Source organism: Aeromicrobium sp., from assembly GCF_036675695.1.
Classification (GTDB): domain Bacteria; phylum Actinomycetota; class Actinomycetes; order Propionibacteriales; family Nocardioidaceae; genus Aeromicrobium.
Window position 1 is genome coordinate 1 of sequence record NZ_JAKFEL010000148.1, and the last position, 18,701, is coordinate 18,701.

Sequence of the window (18,701 nt, forward strand, 5' to 3'; positions counted from 1 at the left end):
TGTCGTCACGGTCACCAAGCCCGACCTCGTCTATCGGATCGGCGACCGGCTGATCATCCGCGAGTTCAAGACCAGCAGCTCGTTGCCCAAGGGCGGAGCCGAGCAGGTCTACGGCCAGACGACGCAGATCTCGTTCCTGCTCTCGATGCTCTCGAGTGGGCTGAAGGATGCGTACGGCGCACAGGACGCAACCGTCGAGGTCGAGGTGCTGACGCCCGACGGCAGCGAGATGTACGCGTGGGATCTGGACGACGGCGACGTGCTCGCGATGGCCAATGAAGACCTGGCGGCGGCCGCGGGTCGGTGGCACTTCGACTCGACCTGGGAGACCAACCCCGGCGAGCACTGCCTGTGGTGCCCCGTCAGTCAGTGGTGCCCCGACAGCGAGGCGTTCCAGAAGACCGTCGGCGGCAGCGGTCCGGTGCTCGATCCGATCGACGATCCACCGCCGCCGTTCTAGTCGAACCATGGGCCTGCCACTCTTTCTCCATGAACTTGTCCATGTTCACCCTTGAGAACGACCAGCTCGTTCCCGGTGACATTGCCCGAAGCATGTGGAGCCCGGACCAGATGCACGGCGTCGCCGTGAGTGGTGCGCTGGCGCGTGGCCTGGAGACCAAGCTGGCCGAGATCGGCCGCACCGACTTGGTTCCCGCGCGCTACACCGTCGACCTGTTCCAGCCCGCCAAGATGGCTCCCTGCACTGTCGTCACTGAGGTGATTCGCGAGGGCCGGCGCCTCGCACTGATCGATGCTGCGCTGATGCAGGGAGACGTACGCGTCGCCCGCGCCAGCTGCATCTTCCTGCTTCCGACGGAGAACGCAGGCGGCATCGTATGGACCGCCGAGGAGCACCCCGTACCGCCGCCGCTCGATGTCGCACCCGTGAGCGACCAGCCGCGCGTGCCGTTCTTCAAAAGCGATGAGGACTGGTCGCAGTCGTTCCCCGAGCACCAGAACGCTGGCCGCAAGCAGACGTGGCAGGTCGGACTGCCCGTTGTCGAAGGTGAAGCCGGTACGCCGTTCCAGTCCGTTGCGGCGATCGCCGACGGCACCAGCATGGTCGTCAACTGGGGCACCGAGGGCGTTCAGTACATCAACACCGACATCACCCTCGCGCTCGCCCGCAAGCCCGTGAGCCTGGAAGTCGGCCTCTCAGCAACCGACCGCGTCGAGATCGACGGCATCGCTGTCGGAACCGCTGAGGTCTTCGACCGCGCCGGTCCGCTCGGTACCGCGATGGTGACGTCACTCGCCAACGGCAAGCGCCCGGTCAGCTTCGAGAACATCGAATACACCGACGACGGCGATCGCGTCGACACCAACAGCTGACGTCAGCAGCTTCCTCCGGCGCGCCCGATCTTCTTGGCCAGCGGCAGGTTGGTCGACGAGTTGCCCACTCGCACGGTGTAGCAGCCGGATTTGACCGTCCAGCTGCCCTTCCAGATCGAGAAGGCACTGCGGTCGAGCTCGAACGTGACGCGCGAGGACTGCCCTGGCTTCAGGAAGACCTTGTCGAACGCCTTGAGCTGCAGAGGCGGCTCACCTGCTGCGCTCGGGAAGGCGACGTACGCCTGAGCGACCTCGGCACCGGCACGGGATCCGGTGTTGGTGACCTTGACGCTCACGGTCGCGGCACCGCCGGCCTTGGGAGTGACGGTGAGGCCTGAGAAGGCAAACGACGTGTAGGACTTGCCGTAGCCGAACGGGAAGAGCGGCTTGATGTTCTTGGCCTGGTACCACCGGTAGCCGATGAGGAGCTTCTCGCTGTAGGTGGAGCGCGGGATGCCGTCCGCCCCCATCACACCAGGGAACTGCTCGGGCGTGCGGAGCGGGCCATCACCCACCTGCTTCGGGAAGGTGATCGGAAGCTTTCCGGAGAAGTTCGAGTCACCAAACAGGAGGCTGGTGATCGCGTCGCCGTCCACCTGCCCGGGATACCAGTTCTCGACGACCGCATTGACCGAGTCGAGCCACGGCATGGCCAGCGGGCCTCCGTTCTGCAGCACGACGATGGTGTTGGGGTTTGCCCCGGCGACAGCCTTCACCAGCGCGTCCTGGTCACCGGGGATGCCGAAGCACCGGCTCACCAGCCCTTGAAGGACCTCGAGGAAGGGGTTGCAGTACGCCTGCCGCGGCTTGAGATTCGGCCGATCCTCACCCTCGATCTCGGCATTGCCGACGAAGACGATCGCTGCGTCTGCGCCCTTGGCGAGGAGGCCGGAGAGGGCGGGAACCGCGCCGGAGTCGTACGAGACGTTGGTGCCGTTGACCGCGGCCCGCTCCCTCAGTGCCGTCAGCGGCGGGGAGACGTCTGGGTGAAGCCCGAAGACCGGCACGTGGTTGCTACCGAAGCCCTGCGACGAGAGCTGCGCGCCGAGCCTCGAGGCCGGCAGACCAATGACCGCGATCTTCTTGGCAGTCGACTTCAGCGGGAGGATCTTGTCGGAGTTCTTGAGCAGGACCGAGCCCTCTTCGGCGACCTTCCTCGCCATCGCGAGACTCTGCGGCGTGGTCGCGACCGCTTTGTCAGCCGCGTCCCCAGTGGCCGGCGGGTTCTCGAACAGGCCGAGGCGGAACATCGGGGTCGTGATGCGGCGGATCATGTCGTCCACGCGCGCCTGCGGCACCGAACCGTCCTGCACTGCGGCCTTGAGCTTCGCTCCCCACTTGGCCGGCTGCGCGTACGAGATTCCGGCATATCCGTCGCCGGCCATCTCCATGTCCAGACCGGCGTTGGCTGCCTGCGCAGTCGTGAAGTTCGCGCCCCAGTCGCTCATCACGAAGCCGTCGAAGCCCATCTCCTTCTTGAGGAGGTCAGTCATCAGCGCCTTGCTCTCGCAGGCGTGGACCGAGTCGACCCGGTTGTACGCGCACATGAACGATCCGACGCCGGCGTCGACGGCGGCCTCGAAGGGCGGGAGGTACATCTCGCGCAGTGTCCGCTCATCGACTTCCGACGAGTTGGTCTTGCGGTCGGTCTCCTGCTCGTTGAGCACGAAGTGCTTGGCGTTGGCCATCACGCCGGGGGTGGACTGGATTCCTTTAATCAAGCTGACGCCCATCTGCGTCGTCAGGTGAGGATCCTCGCCCGCGTACTCCAGGTTGCGGCCAGCCAGAGGATTGCGCGACATGTTCAGGCCTGGGCCGAGGATGACGTTGACGCCCTTGACGACCGCCTCGTCCGCCAGCACCTCGCCGTACGCCTTGATCAGGTCGGTGTTCCATGTCGTGGCCTGCGTGATGCCCTGGGGGAAGGCGGTCGTGCCCTTCTGGTTGAACCCGATGCCGCCGGAGCTGTCGTTGAGGACGAGGTCGGGGATGCACAGTCGCGGGTTGCCGACGATGACGCCGGACGCACCCTTGTTCGGGGCCTTGGGGTTGAGGATGCCGATGCCGGTGACCATCTGGATCTTGTCGTCCAGGGTCATGGCAGCGACGAGCTCATTTGCCCGCGTCTTCGAGGACTTGGATGCGTCCATCCAGCTGCAGGTGTCAGCCGTGGTCTCAGCTGCCGCCGGCGGGAGGGCGACAACCGAAGCAGCCGTGGCTACGGCCAATGCCGCAAACATGCCGCCGAGAAGGCGGCCTCCAGGGTTCGCAGGCTTGGCGCGCATGAACGTCCCTCCTCAAGGCGGAACTGACTGAGGCGCGGAGCCGCGCGCTCATCAGGAATCCGTGGAACCAGTAACGAGTTCTACCGTCGATCCGTTACGAACGCGCGTGTCAGACGTCGGTGTTCTTCGTGGTGGCGGGGAGTGCGAGCAGATCTCGCGCGTGGGCGATCGCCTCAGGTGTCCCAGGGAACACCAGACCTTCGCGCCTCAACTTCTGCGCGACGCCCAGTGCGGCCAGGACGTCATGATGTCGCTCGGTGATGCCGGAGAGCATGACGGTAATGCCGCGATGCTCCAGCTTCGTGATGGCATCACCGAGCACCTGGGCGCCCGTGGCGTCGATCGTGGTGACCCTGGACATCCGCAGGATCACAATCTGTACGTCGGCGATGTCCGGGAGCTCCAGCAGGACGCGATGCGCGGCGGCGAAGAACAACGGGCCGTCGAGCCGATACGCGACGATGTGCTCGCTGAGCAGGGCATGCTCTTCGGCACTGTGATCGCCAGCCTCCAGCGAGACGACTTCCAATCGGGCGCTCCGGGCCACTTCGCGTAGGGCCAGGATGACGGCAACTCCCACTCCCACTCCGACAGCCGTGACGAGATCGACGGCAACAGTGACAGTGAACGTCAGCGCAACGATGAGCGCATCAGAGCGGGTCGCGCGCATCAAGGTCCGTATCGATCCGGCCTCAATCATCCGGACGCAGGTTGCGAACAGCACTCCCGCGAGTGCGGCGAGCGGAATGTCTGACACCAGAGGTGCGGCAGCGAAGATCACGACCACCAGCACCACTGAATGGGTGATGGCGGCCAACCGTGAACGTGCACCGGCTCGTACGTTGACCGCGGTACGGGCCAACGCAGCGGTCGCTGCGACTCCCCCGAAGACCGGAACCACCACATTGGCCATGCCCTGGCCGAACAGCTCACGATCGGGGTCATGTCGTTCGTTGACACTCATGCCATCCGCCACGGTTGCACAGAGCAAGCTCTCGAGCGCAGCAAGCGCCGCAACCGCCAGCGCAGGAGGTATCAGCGAGCCAACAGCTCCGAGGTCGATGAAGTCGATCGACGGTGCCGGCAGACTCGCTGGGAGGTGGCCGAGCGGTGCCAGCTTCAGGTCAAAGACACGGCCCACAATCGTCACGGCGATGACGCCGATGAGCGAAAACGGGATGCCCGGTTTCCAGCGTGCTCCGACGAGCATCAACGCGGCGACCGCCAGAGCGACGACCAACGGGGTGATGTGGGGGTGGTGCGCGAACTGGCCGACTGCGTCGGCGGCACTTCGCCACACTCGATCTCCGGAGACATCCGTGATGCCCAGCGCCGCTGGTACCTGCTGCAAGGCGATTACCACCGCGATCCCCGCAGTGAAACCTTCGATGACTGGCACCGGCAGGAAGCGCACATACCCGCCAAAACGCGCCATCGCCATGGCAATCAGGACAATCCCAGCCATAACTCCGACCATCAGAACACCAGCCGCTCCGTGAGCGTGGACCACTGGAACGAGAACTACCGTCATGGCGCCCGTGGGCCCTGAGACCTGAAGGTTGGAACCCCCAAACACGGAGGCGACGATGCCTGCGATCACCGCCGTCACCAGGCCAGCTTGGGCGCCGAGGCCCGAGGCGACGCCGAACGCGAGCGCCAACGGAAGCGCCACCACAGCGACCGTCAGCCCGGCGAGCAGGTCCTGCCTGGGATTTCTTCGCATGGCAGCCAGATCTGCCGGCTCGGGAGCGAGCTCGCCGAGCCTCGATCCGAAGCTGCCGATTGTTCCGGCGGCAAAGCCACGGAGTCTTGAAAAACGTTCGGACAGCGTGCTCACACGGCTGCAACCGGTTCGTCGAGCAAGGCGTTCGTCGTCATGGGTTCCTCCGTCAGCACCGTTGGAAGGTGCCAATTGAAGAGTACATCACTTGAAGAATTCTTCATGTCGTGTACGGTTTTGAGAGTGATCGCTGCGAAGCACGGTCAGGCATACCGGTATCGGCGAAAGGCGCGATCGTCCCCATGACTGACAGCGATCAGCTTCGGACCGACATCGACGAGCCGGCGCACGCTTGGTTCGCGCAGGCGCCCGGTCATGAGGGACGCCCCGAACTGATCGTCCGAAACACACCGGGCCTGCAGCCACAGTCGCACCTTCGATGGCGCGCAAGCTGCAGCTGCGGATGGGCTGGTCAGGCCGAGTATCTCGGCAGCCGCGAAGACAAGGGATACCCGGCCACGGTTGTCGCGGTGACCCGTGCCGAGTGGGAAAGGCATGTCGCGCCGATCGACGCTCTCTTTCAACTGGGCAGGTTCAGTGCGCGGCGACCGGAACACGCTGCCGAACTCGATCATGCAGTCGCCCAGGCATTGCGGCTCGGCGCATCGTGGCACGAGATCGCGATCGCTACCCGTCTCACCTATGCAGACGCTCGCCGCCGATGGGGGCTGTAGAAGGGCCGTCGGCCTCATCACCCAGAGCACCTGCGACATACATTCGAAGTAACAGGCCTTGACCGCGTAACCCGCCCCCTTGGGCCTCGTTACTGATTGTGTAGACGGCAAACTCCCTCCCGCCCTCTGCGTATGCAGGCCCGGCCCGTGGACTCCCTCCCGGTCGGGCCTTACGCATTCCCGCAGCTCGCCGAGCTCCGCCTCAAATCCAGTGGCACGGGAAACGCAAGAAACCCCGCCCAAGACCGGGGCGGGGCTTTCTCACGTTGGCGGTGGCGGTGGGATTTGAACTCGAAAATCGACCATTTTCGACCTGCAGCGATGGGCAAATCTGCTGCAATTCCAACGTATCCGTGTCACAGTGATGTGTCCGAATCCCGCTAGATCACAACAAAGTGTGCCCAAAATGTGCCCACGGATCGCGGTCACCGCCTCAGCACGACGCGGATCGTCCCGACCCAATCCAGCAACCTCAACACATCGATGTCCACCATGCCCACGATCTGTTCGTTGATCAACTCGTACGCCCTCGTGACCAACATGAGAGGCGGAGTCTCAAGGTCAAACACAGGATCCGTGCCGCAGCGTCTAGAGGTCACGAAGTGCGCTGCCGCAACTGTCCCCCATAACGCCATCGACGAGGCGTCGTTCAAAGCGTGCGCCTGTCGCGCGTCCATACCCGACTTGTCCGTGAGGCGTGTCTGCTCGTGCAGCGACGCGAGCAGGTCGCCAGCTCGCATGATTGCTTCCTCGAGTTCGGGACTGATCGCTGAGCCGATGTGGGTGATGAAATGTCCTCCGTTTGGGTGCATCCTCACCTTCGGCCGACCTGCACCCCGCGGCCAGAGCCTCTCCCATTTCTGTGGACAAACGTGTGGAGCGATCAATGTCCACACGGATAACAATCGGTCGGCGCCGTGATGCGACTCCGACGTGGACCTGGCACCTTATGGACACACTGCGGGTCAGCGTTCATAAGGCGTCCGAACCGGAGAACCTCTTCACAACGAGAGATTGCTCAACTGGTTCTTCCTTGTGATTCCAGTTCCACCGAGCCCACCGGTTGCCTCGACGCTCACCCTGGGGGCGCGCCGGGGGCGCGCGGTTTGGCACTTGGCCGCTCGGCAAGCCGAGCTTGCACGTCCTCGTCACGACAGAACCCTCGCCCATGTCTCTTGAGGCACAACAATCCAACGAGGTGCTCATACCTGTCGAGCACAACAAAGCGTCGGCTTGCCATTTCGACCATATGACTGCGAACTACCCCGAGATCTTCGTCTGGATCCACGCGGCGACCTTCCAACGTGCCGAGACCTCTCGCCAAGCTGCGGGCGTCACACTCACCTGGAATATCGCTGCGCTCGATCGTCGTGACCACTCGACTGCCGTCGTCGACGACGACGAGATGCACATGTTCATCCGCGAAGAATGCTCGAACGTCTCCGACGGTCGTATCGAGACCAAACACCTTGACCTCGGTGATCATCGCGTCAGCAACCTTGGCGCATTGTCCGGCATCCAAGAGCAGCCGGCTGGGACCAGCGCGGCCGACCAGACTTTCGGTCATGAGAGAGCTCCAGTCACCCGATGACCGTGGCTATAGATATTGAACGACGACTCTCGCGAGAACCCAATCAGCGTGATACCGAGCGCCTCGGCCAACTCAACTGCGAGCGCTGACGGCGCACTGACCGCGGCGAGGATCGGCACACCTGCCATCGCGGCCTTTTGGACAAGCTCAAACGACGCCCGCCCGGAGACCTGCAAGACGCAGTTCGACAGCGGGAGACGCCCCTCCAATGCCGCATGACCGACGACCTTGTCTACAGCGTTGTGGCGTCCCACGTCCTCGCGAACCACGACGGAATCGTCGCCAACGTCGAACAGTCCAGCTGCGTGGACTCCGCCCGTGGATTCGAACAAGCGCTGGGCGCTTTGCAGACGACCGGGAAGCTGCGCCACAAGGTCGGCCGCCACGGTCAACGTGTTGTCGTGCAGTTCAAAGCGAGACGTCGTCCGCACTGCCTCAATTGATGCGAGTCCACACACTCCACACGAACTGGTGGTGTAAATGTTGCGCTGACGGTCCATCGCGACCAGTGCTCCAGGACCTGCCACCTTCGCGTCGATGACATCGCCTTCGACTTCGGCTAGGACGTCAACTGAAAGAAGGTCGTCAGGACCCGCCACCAGCCCTTCCGAGACCAGGAATCCGGCGGAGAGCTCGACGTCATTTCCGGGGGTTCTCATCGTCACGGCGTAGCCGCGAGCGTTGACCCGGATCTCAAGCGGCGCCTCGGATGCCAGCTCATCCGATCGGTCTTGTCGTCCGATCAGACCAACCGTCGTGACAGTTCTCGTGACACTCGCTGGAATCACGGTGCGCTCGCCACCAGTCGGATGATGACGGATTTCGACGTTGGGGTGTTGCTGTCGAGTGCCGTCGAATCCAAAGGCACAAGAGGGTTCGTCTCGGGGTAATAGGCGGCGGCTGAACCGCGAGGGGTGTCATAAGCCACCACCCGGAACCGCGGCGCAATCCGCTCCACGTCATCTCGCCACACTGAATGAAGATCGACGATCGACCCGTCGGCGAGACCCATTTCCTCTATGTCGTCAGGGTGCACGAATACAACTCGCCGACCGTTCTCGATGCCTCTGTACCGGTCGGAGAAGCCATAGATCGTGGTGTTGAACTGATCGTGGCTTCGAAGCGTCTGAAGCACGAGGTGCCCGTCGGGAACGTGGAGTACGTCGATCGGAGAAACGGAGAGGATTCCGCGGCCGGTCGACGTGGCAAATGTGAGCGAGTCCCGCGGCGGATGAGGTAGGACGAAGCCACCTGCGCGATCGGCACGCGCTGAAAAGTCTTCGAAGCCCGGCACGACACGCGAGATGTGATCCCGGATCACTCCGTAGTCGCCAGCCATTTCATCCCAGGCGATGTCTCGGATAGCCGGGCCGTTCGATCCGCGAAGTGTTGCCCCCGCCATACCTGCGACGATCGCGACCTCGCTGCGCAGGTGCTCGGACGCCGGCTTCAGGACACCGCGCGATGCATGGACTGAAGACATCGAGTCCTCGACAGTGACGTATTGCGGTCCAGCTGTCTGAGTGTCAATCTCTGTGCGGCCGAGTGTCGGCAGAATCAGCGCGGTACCGCCGGTCACCAGGTGCGATCGGTTCAGCTTGGTCGAGATCTGCACGGTCAGGTCGGTGGCTCGAAGCGCCTCTGCAGTGACAGCCGTGTCAGGCGCTGCATGCAGGAAGTTGCCTCCTAGGCAGATGAAGACCTTCGCTCGTCCGTCGCGCATGGCGCGAATTGACTCGACGACATCGTGTCCGTGCTTTCGTGGTGCAACGAAGTTGAACTCGCGCTCGAGGGCGTCGAGGAAGTCAGAGCTCGGTTTCTCGTAGATCCCCATGGTTCGGTCGCCTTGCACGTTCGAGTGACCTCGAACCGGACACAGACCGGCCCCACGCTTGCCGATGTCTCCTCGAACCAACGCCAGGTTGACCACCTCTTTGATGGTCGCCACTGAGTTGCGGTGTTGGGTGAGTCCCATAGCCCAGCAATAGGTGGTGGCGTTCGAGTCACGGATCATCTCGGCCGCAGCCGTGATTTGTTGCCGCGAGAGTCCCGTGGCGAGCGTCACCGTCTCCCAATCGACTTCGCGAACGTGTGTGGACCACGCCTCGAAGCCCGACGTATGCGTCTCGACAAATTCATGATCGATCGCGTCCCATTCGACTAGCAACGATCCGATCGCCTGGAACAGCGCCAGATCGCCGTTCAGCTTGATCGGCAGGTGGAGGTCGGAAAGGTCCGTTCCGCGACCGAGCACACCGCGCACACGCTGTGGGTTGCGAAAGTTGACGAGGCCAGCCTCACGCAACGGGTTGATCGAGATGATCTTGGCTCCGCGCCGCTTCGCGGTCTCCAGCGCCGAGAGCATGCGTGGATGGTTGGTTCCCGGATTCTGGCCGGCAATCACAATCAACTCTGCGTCGTAGATATCGCGAAGACTGACGCTGCCTTTACCAAAACCAATCGATTCACCCAGGGCCACTCCGGTTGACTCGTGGCACATGTTCGAGCAATCCGGCAGGTTGTTCGTGCCGAACGCACGGACGAAGAGCTGATAGATGAATGCGGCCTCGTTCGAGGCGCGACCAGACGTGTAGAAGACCGCCTCGTCGGGCGAAGCGAGGGATTGCAAGTGCGTAGCGATCAGCTCGAACGCGTCCCCCCAGTCGATCGGGTCGTAGTGAGTCGCTCCAGGGCGTTTGACCATTGGGTGGGTGATCCGACCTGCTTGACCAAGCCAGTACTCATCGTGTGAGTTCAACTCTGCGATCGAATGCCGGGCGAAGAACTCGGGGTCGGCACGTTTTCGAGTTGCCTCCTCGGCAACAGCCTTGGCACCGTTCTCGCAGAACTCGGCCCTGTGCCTATGCTCGGGATCAGGGTCGGGCCATGCGCAACTCATGCAGTCAAAACCGTGAACTTGGTTCATTGCGGTCAACGCTGTGACTGAACGCCTCAGTCCCATGTGGCGGACCGCCCGCTGGAGGGCGACGCGAACACCTTTGACACCGGCGGCCGCGCTCTTCGGACCGTGTATGTCGACTTCGTCTTCGCTGGATCGGCCAAAACCGTCAGAACTGAACGATGTGGCTTCTCCCCCATGGTCAGGCATTCACTCCACCATCCTTAGGGCTCACGCTCACACGGAGGCATCGGGAAAAGCGATGATCGACAGAAATCTGATCGGCAGAACGGTCAGCTCGACCGGCCCGTGTGAACCTTCGCCATCGAACTGAAGGGAGTCGCCGGGAGCCAAGCGATACGTCTGTCGACCATGCCCGTACACCATCTCTCCCTCAAGCATGTGGATGAATTCCGTACCGGGGTGCTGGAACAACGGATAGGTCTGACTGTCTTCATTCAATGTGACCATCAAAGACTCAAGCCGCTTGTGTTGGCCTCGCAATGCCCCAAGGAGCTCGTACTCATGACCCGCCTGCGTCCCGTTTCGCGCGATGCGCAGCCCTCCCCCGGCTTCCGTGTAGACCGCTTCGCGATCCGAGTCGGCTCCCCTCACAAGCGCTGTCACAGGTGCGTCAAGGCCCCGCGCCAGCCTCTGGAGCGTTGCCAGGCTGCACGACGTTTGCGCGTTTTCGATCTTCGACATCATTGCTTTCGAGATGCCGATTCGGTCAGCCATGTCTGCGACCGACAACCCCGATTGCAATCGGAGGTTGCGAACGTTGAGGGCAATGGCTTGCTCGAGTACCTTCGATTCAAGAGGCTCGGAACGGTCGCGGTCGCGCGCGCTACCGGCGGCGTTTCGTAGCAGTGGGTCGTCATCGGACACGCGTGGAGTCTAACGTCGTCGCTGCTCATGAATAGATGTTCGCGCCGCTCCGGGCACGGGCGAACTGGAACCGAGTAGGTTCTCAAGTACATCCGCAAGAGCGAGAGCACCAGACTCCGCATCAGCGTCTTCGATCTGCTCGTACGGCGAATGAGATACGCCGGTTGGATTGCGTACGAAGAGCATCGCCGTGGGCACCTCGGTGCTGAGCACGCCCGCGTCGTGTCCCGCGCCGGTCCCCAGGACTGGCGCGTCGGGCAGTACCGCCTCCAATTGGGTACGTAGTCTCGGGTCAAAGTTCACTGAGTTGCTTAGCGATTCCTCCACCATCACGACCTCGCACCCTTCGGCCTCTGCGAGAGCCCGGGCACGATCGTGGATCGCCCCGACGAGTTCGGCCGTGACTGCATCGTCCGGGTGACGGGCATCCAGCCATACATCGACTCGTGAGGCGATGACATTGGTTCCGCCAGGAATCGGATGTATGCGGCCGACCGTTGCGCGGGCCTCGTCAAAGGCCGTCGCGATGTCCCGTACGGCGCTGATGATCAGCCCGGCCGCCACCATGGGGTCACGACGATCCGCCATTCGGGTGGCACCGGCATGGTTGCCCTCGCCGATGACCGTCAGGCGCCAGCGACCGTGTCCCAAGATGGATGATCCGATCGCGACCGGCTGGGACAGGTCGATCAGGCCGCGGCCCTGCTCGACATGCAACTCGACGAACGCCGTGATGCGCCGGAGCGCTTCGTCGTCACGGCCCATGTGGGCCGGGTCGAGACCTGCTCGTGCGAACGCGTCCGCATAGGAGTTTCCGTCGGAATCGCGGAGATTGCGGGCTCGATCAGGGTTGACCGCCCCCGTCATGAGCTGTGATCCCAGACAAGCCAGCCCGAACCGCCCACCCTCCTCCTCGGGGAAGGCAACGACAGCCAACGGCCGATCGGGGACGACTCCGCGGAAATCCATAATGTCGACGGCTGCGAGCGCCGAAGCGATGCCCAGCGGCCCGTCGAACTCACCGCCTCCGGGCACCGAGTCGAGATGGCTCCCGGTCACGATCGCATCGTCCAACGAACCGCCCGCGCCTGCACGCCAGGCCCAGATGAGTCCATTGCGATCGACCTCGACATCCATCGAGCGCCGCTGCGCCTCGGCGACGAACCACTCGCGCAGCTCGAGCTCGGCGGAGGTGAATGTGAATCGCGAGTACCCGCCGCGCTGCTTGTCCTGACCGACGTCGCGGATCTCGCCAAGCAGCTGGGTGACAGACGTGGGGGAATTCGTCACCTAGTTTCCTCCGTCTGCCGACCGAGACGTACGTCGGCGTGACGATTTCCGAGTCGGACTGTCGCGTCCACACCGTCAGGAGCGACCTCATCGGCATCACGCAGAGTCACTTCCGCGCGGTAGCGGCCTCTCCGGGTCATCACGTTGAGCGCGGTGGTCGGCTCGTCGAGACTGATGGCGACCGCGGCCTCGCCCGCAAATCGGGCCTGCTCGCCAGCGGTCATCGCCGACGTCGCACCGTCGACCGTGAGCCGCAGCGGGCCGAGGGCCACGAAGAGCCGGTCCATCCCTGGGAACACCGAGAACGGTGCATCATGGTCGAGCGAGGCGATGCTGATCCGCCATAGCGTCTGACCGTCGGGGTCTGTCTCAGCCGCCAGCTCGCGGGTGGACCCGGCACCGTTGTTCCACGGAGACGGTTCCACTCGCGAAGGATCGAGCATCAGCGCATCTCACCGGCTCCGACGTACGGGTGGAGGCTGGTCAGATGCCGGCCCTCCTCGAATCGTTCGAGCCGAAAGTCCGAGGCGGGAATGTCGCTGTCGGTGCTGTCGCCCTCGAGGACCAAGTCCGCCACGAGATCACCCACGGCTGGGCTGATCTTGAAGCCGTGTCCGGCGAAGCCCGCGCACAGGATCAGCCCGTCGACACCGCCGACGTGTCCGATGACCGGGTTCCAGTCCGGCGGGACGTCGTAGACGCCTGCGTATGTGTGCGTGACCGACGGTTCGGGGAACCCCGGGAAGCGGTGCATCAGCTTCTCAACGTACGTCTCGATACTCGCCTCGCTCGCGACATTCGAGTAGCTGTCGGGGTCGACGAACTTCTTTGCGAAGTCGGCATGATCGCTGTTGCCCACCAAGAACTGTCCGGTGCCCTCCAGACGGCAGTACTGCAGTGACGCGAGGTCCGACACGACTGGGAGGTCAGTCAGCGGCACGCCCGCGTCGACGATCAGCAGCTCGGACCGGTACGCCTCGACAGGGAACTCGATGCCGAGGTCCGCCAGAAGCTTCGCCGACCACCAGCCCGACGCCACGATGACGAGATCGGCGAGCACCACCTCACCATCGGCGAGCTCGACGCCGCTGACCTTCTCTCCCTTTGTGAGGATTCGGGCGACCGGGGTGTTCTGCCGGATCTTCGCCCCTTGGGCCCGGGCTCGCTGGCCGTAGTGAAGAGCCAGCTGGGTGGCGTCAGCGAATCCGCCACGAGGCTCGTACGAAGCCAGGGCGATGTCGTCCACGTTCATCATCGGCCACATGGCAGAAAGACGGTCGTTGTCGACGAGATCTACCTCGATGCCCAGCGATTGATGCATAGCAGTGTTCGCTTTGAGTGGTTCGGCGTTGTCGACTCCCACGATCACGGTGTAGCCGACCTGGCGGAAGCCCACCTCGGCGCCGAGCTCCTCGAAGACAGGTACGCTGCGCCAAGCCATCGCCGCTATCGACGGGATGCCGTAGTGCGCCCTAACAATGCCGCTGGACTTGCCCGTACCGCCGCCGGCCAGCTGGTGCCGCTCCAAGACCAGGACGTCTGTCAGGCCTCGTTCGGCGAGTGACCGCGCGATGGAGAGGCCGATCAAGCCGCCGCCGATCACGATCGCCTTGGCGCCACTCACAAGCCGACTCGATTGTCGTGTCCAGGGATCCAGGATGTTCCTGCAAGGGGCACCCTCGCCATCGCTGCCGCCTCGATCGTGATGGCGACGAGATCCTCTGGCTCGAGATGCTGGAGATGGGACTTCCCGCATGCGCGCGCAATTGTCTGTGCCTCCATCGTGAGTACGCGGAGGTAGTTGGCGAGTCGACGCCCTCCTTCGACGGGATCGAACCGCATCTGCAGCTCGGGGTCCTGGGTCGTGATCCCAGCAGGGTCCTTACCGTCTTGGAAGTCGTCGTAGAAGCCTGCCGATGATCCGAGCGCCTCGTAGTCACTCTGCCAACGAGGGTCGTTGTCGCCCAGCGCGATCAGTGCGGCAGTGCCGATCGCAACGGCGTCCGCGCCCAGGGCCATGGCTTTCGCGACATCGGCGCCCGTTCGAATGCCGCCCGACACTATGAGCTGGACCTTGCGGTGCATGCCGAGCTCTTGCAATGCCTGGACGGCCTGCGGAATCGCGGCGAGTGTGGGGATGCCGACATGCTCGATGAATACCTCCTGCGTCGCCGCAGTGCCGCCCTGCATGCCATCGACCACGACGACGTCGGCACCGGCATGCACCGCGAGCTTGACGTCGTAGTACGTCCGCGTCGCGCCGACCTTGACGTAGATCGGCTTCTCCCAGTCAGTGATCTCCCGAAGTTCAGCGATCTTGATTGTCAGGTCGTCAGGGCCGGTCCAGTCGGGATGGCGAGAGGCACTTCTCTGGTCAACGCCTTGCGGCAACGTACGCATTCTGGCGACCCGCTCCGTGATCTTTTGGCCCAACAGCATTCCGCCGCCGCCAGGTTTTGCGCCTTGACCAAGGACAACCTCGATGGCGTCTGCCTTACGCAGATCGTCAGGGTTCATTCCGTAGCGCGACGGAAGGTATTGGTAGACCAGATTCTTGCTCTGCCCACGCTCTTCCGGAGTCATTCCTCCGTCACCAGTGGTCGTTGATGTTCCGACCTCGCTTGCCCCACGCCCTAGCGCTTCCTTTGCGCGCCCGGAGAGCGCACCGAAACTCATGCCAGCGATCGTGACCGGGATGTCGAGGTGCAGGGGGAATTTCGCGTGGCGGTCACCCAAGACGATGTCCGTCGCACATCTCTCCCGGTATCCCTCCAGGGGATATCGCGACATGCTCGCGCCCAGGAACAGAAGATCGTCAAAATGCGGGAGCGGACGCTTCGCACCCCAACCTCGAATGTCGTAGATGCCCGTTTCAGCCGCGCGCTGAATCTCAGCGATAGCCGCTCGGTCGAACGTTGCCGACTCACGAAGTCTGGTGATGTGCAATGTCATGTTGATGTCCTTGCTCAGTACGTGGAGGCGTTGTCAACGTGGAAGTGATACAAACCGCGGGATGATCCGTAGCGGGTGTACTCGCTCGTGTCGTCGTCATAGCCTGCAGCTTTCAGCAGCAGAGCGAGCTGCTCGTGGTGCTCGACGGCCATATCCTTCGCAACGCAGTCCGCACCAAGCGAAGCGACGGTGCCACGGACGTAGATACGAGCCTCATAGATCGAATCGCCAAGGGCCTCTCCGGCGTCCCCACGAACAACGAGCGTTCCGGCCTGGGCCATAAAAGCGCTCATGTGCCCGACATTCCCGCCTACGACGATGTCTACGCCTTTCATTGATATGCCGCACCGGGCGGCGGCGCCGCCTTCGATGACCAACAGGCCGCCATGCGCCGTGGCACCGGCCGACTGCGATGCACTCCCTTTCACCCAGACAGAGCCGCTCATCATGTTCTCAGCTACGCCGACGCCAGCATTCCCGTTGATGAGGACGTTGGCGGCTTGATTCATACCTGCTGCGTAGTAGCCGACGTGGCCGTCAATGGTCACGCTCGCCGGCTCGGTAAGACCCACGGCGATGCTGTGCTTGCCTGCAGGGTGCAGAATCCGAACCTTTGTGTCGCCCTTGCCGAGGGCGTGCAGGGAAGCGTTGACCTCCCGCAGGCTCGTCGTGGTCAGGTCAAACAAAAGAGCGTCGGCCATGCTGATGTCCTCCGTGTAGCTCTGGGTCAACGTGTCCATGCGTAAACCTGCTCTGGCTCTGGCTCGAAGATCCGCGCAGACTCAATGCCAGGCAGACCCACCAGCGCCCTGTATTCAGAAGCCATCGCGACCCAGTCGTCGGTTTCGGCAATGACAGCCGGCTTGCACGCGATCGCGTCACGGACAACCGCGAACGAGTCCCTGTTGGAGACGAGGAGCGTGTAGAACCCATCGAAGGTCCGACACAGTTCTTTCAGTGCGGTCTCAACGTCCATCCCGTCCTCAAGACACTGAGCGACAAATCGAGCCCCAACCTCCGTGTCGTTCTCGCTGTCGAATGTCATTCCGCGGGAGACCAGGTTGCGGCGGATCGTCGCGTAGTTGTGGAAGGAGCCGTTGTGAACCATGCACTGATCCGGGCCGACAGCGTATGGATGGCAGCCCGCCGGGCTTACCGCCGATTCAGTTGCCATCCTGGTGTGCCCCACTCCTTGCCAACCTTGTGCATGCTCCAACCCGAATCGCGTGGCGAGATCACGGGGATGCCCGACGCCTTTGAGAACTGCCACGTCTTGTCCGAAGCCGATCACCAGCGCCTCCGGCACGGCCTCTTGAACAGCCGCCCTCAAAGCCTCAACTGATACGGGCGCATGTACGACGAACGTCGGAGCCGAGTCGACCACTTCGACACGATCGCCGAGAACGTCGCCGACCGCCTTCGCAAGCTCGTCTTCTCCGAGGGACATATCCAGGATCGAAACGGTCGCGTGGCCGGGAGGGGACCACCGCGGGTCTCCGTACACTGCGACACCCGCTGAGTCTGAACCTCGGTCCTGCATTTCGCAGAGCATCTCAGTTAGCAACACGCCGAGCCTGGGATAGAGATCGGGGTTCCTTAGGTGAAGTCCGACAATTCCACACATTCGTGTCTCCTATCCTTGACCGGCTCAGAAGGCCGTGAGGTACTGGTCAACTTCCCAGGCGCTGACGTGGCTGTGCCAGGTGAAGAACTCCTCACGCTTGAGGTTGGCGAAATACGCGGCGACGTCTGGACCCACCGAGTCGAGGACCCCACAGATCGCGGAGTCGGCTTCGAGGGCTTCGATCGCGTGCAGCAATGTCAGCGGGAGGGCCGCTCGGGGACTGCCGGCGTCTCCGCCCGGCGCTCCCGGATCGAGGCTCCTCTCAATTCCATCCAGCCCGGCACCGAGTGCGCCAGCAGCGGCAAGATAAGGATTCGCGGACCCGTCGCCACCCCGCAACTCAATTCGGTTGCCATCAGGAACTCTGACGAGATGTGTGCGGTCGTTGCCCCCGTATGTCGGCAATCGTGGAGCCCACGAGGCACCCGACGTCGTGGAGACAGCACCGGTCCGCTTGTAGGAATTGACCGTTGGTGCGATGACAGCCTGGAGCGCGCTGGCATGCTCCAGCACGCCGGCGATGAACGAGTACGCGAGCGGCGAGAGTCCGAGACCGCGTTCATCGGTCGCGCTGGGAAACAGAGGCTCACCGTCGCTCCACAGCGAAAGATGCATATGCAAGCCGTTGCCGGTGCGGTCGCCGAAAGGCTTTGGCATGAACGTCGCAGTCATTCCGCGTTGCTCGGCCAGCATCGATATCAGGTACCGCAGAGTGACTACTCGGTCGGCAGTGGTCAACGCGTCGGCATAGGCGAAGTTCTGCTCGAACTGTCCGTTGCCGTCTTCGTGATCGTTGGCGTAGTTTGCCCACCCGAGCTGGTTCATGCCCTTTGACACGGCTGCGAGATGGTCGAACATGCGGGTCACTCCGCGGGCGTCGTAACACGGCCTGCTGGCATTGTCCGACGGGTCCGCCGTCACAAGGTTTCCTTGGTCGTCCCGGCCAACGAGGAAGTACTCGACCTCAGCTCCCACGAACACCGACAGGTTCTTATCCTCGGCGCGCTCCACCATCTTGCGCAGAATCACCCGCGGCGCGAACTTCCACGGGACGCCCTCAACGTGGGGATCGCAGTGGACTACCGCCAAGCCCTCCTTGATGAACGGAATCGGAGTAAATGACGAAGGATCCGGGATTGCCATGATGTCGGGATCCTTCGGCTCCTGGCCCATAGCTCCCGCCGCATACCCAGCAAATCCGACACCCTCGCTCTGCAGCTCTTCGACCGCCTCAACCGGCACGAGCTTGGCGCACGGCTTGCCCGTCAAATCCACAAACAGCGCAAGGATGAACGTCGTGCCGGCCTCCTTGGCAAGCTCGGCCAAATTTGACCCGTGACTCATGCTTGTCTCCTCAATACGATCCGCAAGCTGCGACGACCCTAG

At 63.0% G+C, this 18,701-nt stretch carries 17 protein-coding genes; 2 read left to right on the forward strand and 15 right to left on the reverse strand.

Going from position 1 to position 18,701, the window contains the following annotated elements; genetic code table 11:
* Both V6M39_RS09110 and V6M39_RS09115 read left to right on the forward strand, forming a co-directional pair.
* A partial coding sequence (locus tag V6M39_RS09110; RefSeq protein ID WP_332643504.1) for a PD-(D/E)XK nuclease family protein occupies positions 1 to 460 on the forward strand: 460 nt, incomplete at its 5' end.
* A 29-nt stretch (positions 461 to 489) separates the two neighbouring features.
* Positions 490 to 1,332, forward strand: coding sequence for a thioesterase family protein (locus tag V6M39_RS09115; RefSeq protein WP_332643505.1), 843 nt, complete (start codon positions 490 to 492; stop codon positions 1,330 to 1,332).
* Positions 1,333 to 1,334: 2 nt separating this feature from the next.
* Here V6M39_RS09115 and V6M39_RS09120 read toward each other — a convergent pair whose 3' ends face one another.
* The 15 genes from V6M39_RS09120 to glnT all read right to left on the reverse strand — a co-directional run bounded on the left by V6M39_RS09120 (position 1,335) and on the right by glnT (position 18,659).
* On the reverse strand, positions 1,335 to 3,617 hold the full coding sequence (locus tag V6M39_RS09120; protein WP_332643506.1) for a beta-glucosidase family protein: 2,283 nt from the start codon (positions 3,615 to 3,617) through the stop codon (positions 1,335 to 1,337).
* 109 nt (positions 3,618 to 3,726) lie between these two features.
* Entirely contained in the window at positions 3,727 to 5,454 is a 1,728-nt protein-coding gene (locus tag V6M39_RS09125; protein ID WP_332643507.1) for a SulP family inorganic anion transporter, read from the reverse strand.
* Between the two features lie 146 nt (positions 5,455 to 5,600).
* Positions 5,601 to 5,972 carry a hypothetical protein gene (locus V6M39_RS09130; RefSeq protein WP_332643508.1) on the reverse strand — a complete coding sequence of 124 codons (372 nt, stop codon included), beginning with the start codon at positions 5,970 to 5,972 and terminating at the stop codon, positions 5,601 to 5,603.
* 524 nt (positions 5,973 to 6,496) lie between these two features.
* Positions 6,497 to 6,811, reverse strand: coding sequence for a hypothetical protein (locus V6M39_RS09135; protein ID WP_332643509.1), 315 nt, complete (start codon positions 6,809 to 6,811; stop codon positions 6,497 to 6,499).
* A gap of 335 nt (positions 6,812 to 7,146) precedes the next feature.
* Complete coding sequence (locus tag V6M39_RS18065; protein ID WP_442880747.1) at positions 7,147 to 7,638, reverse strand: CBS domain-containing protein; 492 nt, start codon at positions 7,636 to 7,638, stop codon at positions 7,147 to 7,149.
* Positions 7,635 to 8,450, reverse strand: coding sequence for a formate dehydrogenase accessory sulfurtransferase FdhD (fdhD, locus tag V6M39_RS09145; RefSeq protein ID WP_332643511.1), 816 nt, complete (start codon positions 8,448 to 8,450; stop codon positions 7,635 to 7,637). The genes V6M39_RS18065 and fdhD overlap by 4 nt, the downstream gene beginning before the upstream one ends.
* Positions 8,447 to 10,771, reverse strand: coding sequence for an FdhF/YdeP family oxidoreductase (locus V6M39_RS09150; RefSeq protein ID WP_332643512.1), 2,325 nt, complete (start codon positions 10,769 to 10,771; stop codon positions 8,447 to 8,449). The genes fdhD and V6M39_RS09150 overlap by 4 nt, the downstream gene beginning before the upstream one ends.
* Before the next feature lie 27 nt (positions 10,772 to 10,798).
* The gene (locus V6M39_RS09155) at positions 10,799 to 11,449 is read right to left on the reverse strand and encodes a helix-turn-helix domain-containing protein (RefSeq protein WP_332643513.1); all 651 of its coding nucleotides are present in this window, start codon (positions 11,447 to 11,449) and stop codon (positions 10,799 to 10,801) included.
* Between the two features lie 9 nt (positions 11,450 to 11,458).
* Complete coding sequence (locus V6M39_RS09160) at positions 11,459 to 12,739, reverse strand: allantoate amidohydrolase (protein WP_332643514.1); 1,281 nt, start codon at positions 12,737 to 12,739, stop codon at positions 11,459 to 11,461.
* Positions 12,736 to 13,182 (reverse strand): HutD/Ves family protein, encoded by a 447-nt coding sequence (locus tag V6M39_RS09165; protein ID WP_332643515.1) that lies wholly within the window; start codon positions 13,180 to 13,182, stop codon positions 12,736 to 12,738. The genes V6M39_RS09160 and V6M39_RS09165 overlap by 4 nt, the downstream gene beginning before the upstream one ends.
* Positions 13,182 to 14,363, reverse strand: coding sequence for an NAD(P)/FAD-dependent oxidoreductase (locus V6M39_RS09170; protein WP_332643516.1), 1,182 nt, complete (start codon positions 14,361 to 14,363; stop codon positions 13,182 to 13,184). The genes V6M39_RS09165 and V6M39_RS09170 overlap by 1 nt, the downstream gene beginning before the upstream one ends.
* Positions 14,360 to 15,691, reverse strand: a complete 1,332-nt coding sequence (locus V6M39_RS09175; protein WP_332643517.1) for an FMN-binding glutamate synthase family protein — start codon at positions 15,689 to 15,691, stop codon at positions 14,360 to 14,362. Before V6M39_RS09175 ends, V6M39_RS09170 begins: the two co-directional genes overlap by 4 nt.
* Positions 15,692 to 15,705: 14 nt before the next feature.
* Positions 15,706 to 16,431, reverse strand: coding sequence for a hypothetical protein (locus tag V6M39_RS09180; protein WP_332643518.1), 726 nt, complete (start codon positions 16,429 to 16,431; stop codon positions 15,706 to 15,708).
* Positions 16,419 to 17,315 carry a hypothetical protein gene (locus V6M39_RS09185; protein ID WP_332643519.1) on the reverse strand — a complete coding sequence of 299 codons (897 nt, stop codon included), beginning with the start codon at positions 17,313 to 17,315 and terminating at the stop codon, positions 16,419 to 16,421. Before V6M39_RS09185 ends, V6M39_RS09180 begins: the two co-directional genes overlap by 13 nt.
* Positions 17,316 to 17,339: 24 nt before the next feature.
* Positions 17,340 to 18,659, reverse strand: a complete 1,320-nt coding sequence (glnT, locus tag V6M39_RS09190) for a type III glutamate--ammonia ligase (protein WP_332643520.1) — start codon at positions 18,657 to 18,659, stop codon at positions 17,340 to 17,342.
* Positions 18,660 to 18,701 lie beyond the last annotated feature (42 nt).

Bases quoted from the DNA above. Each gene is read 5' to 3' on its own strand.
- V6M39_RS09115 (WP_332643505.1), top strand. From the start codon at position 490: ATGAACTTGTCCATGTTCACCCTTGAGAACGACCAGCTCGTTCCCGGT.
- V6M39_RS09120 (WP_332643506.1), bottom strand. From the start codon at position 3,617: ATGCGCGCCAAGCCTGCGAACCCTGGAGGCCGCCTTCTCGGCGGCATG.
- V6M39_RS09130 (WP_332643508.1), bottom strand. From the start codon at position 5,972: ATGATCGAGTTCGGCAGCGTGTTCCGGTCGCCGCGCACTGAACCTGCC.
- V6M39_RS09135 (WP_332643509.1), bottom strand. From the start codon at position 6,811: ATGCGAGCTGGCGACCTGCTCGCGTCGCTGCACGAGCAGACACGCCTC.
- V6M39_RS18065 (WP_442880747.1), bottom strand. From the start codon at position 7,638: ATGACCGAAAGTCTGGTCGGCCGCGCTGGTCCCAGCCGGCTGCTCTTG.
- V6M39_RS09150 (WP_332643512.1), bottom strand. From the start codon at position 10,771: ATGCCTGACCATGGGGGAGAAGCCACATCGTTCAGTTCTGACGGTTTT.
- V6M39_RS09165 (WP_332643515.1), bottom strand. From the start codon at position 13,182: ATGCTCGATCCTTCGCGAGTGGAACCGTCTCCGTGGAACAACGGTGCC.
- V6M39_RS09175 (WP_332643517.1), bottom strand. From the start codon at position 15,691: ATGACATTGCACATCACCAGACTTCGTGAGTCGGCAACGTTCGACCGA.
- V6M39_RS09180 (WP_332643518.1), bottom strand. From the start codon at position 16,431: ATGGACACGTTGACCCAGAGCTACACGGAGGACATCAGCATGGCCGAC.
- V6M39_RS09185 (WP_332643519.1), bottom strand. From the start codon at position 17,315: ATGTGTGGAATTGTCGGACTTCACCTAAGGAACCCCGATCTCTATCCC.
- glnT (WP_332643520.1), bottom strand. From the start codon at position 18,659: ATGAGTCACGGGTCAAATTTGGCCGAGCTTGCCAAGGAGGCCGGCACG.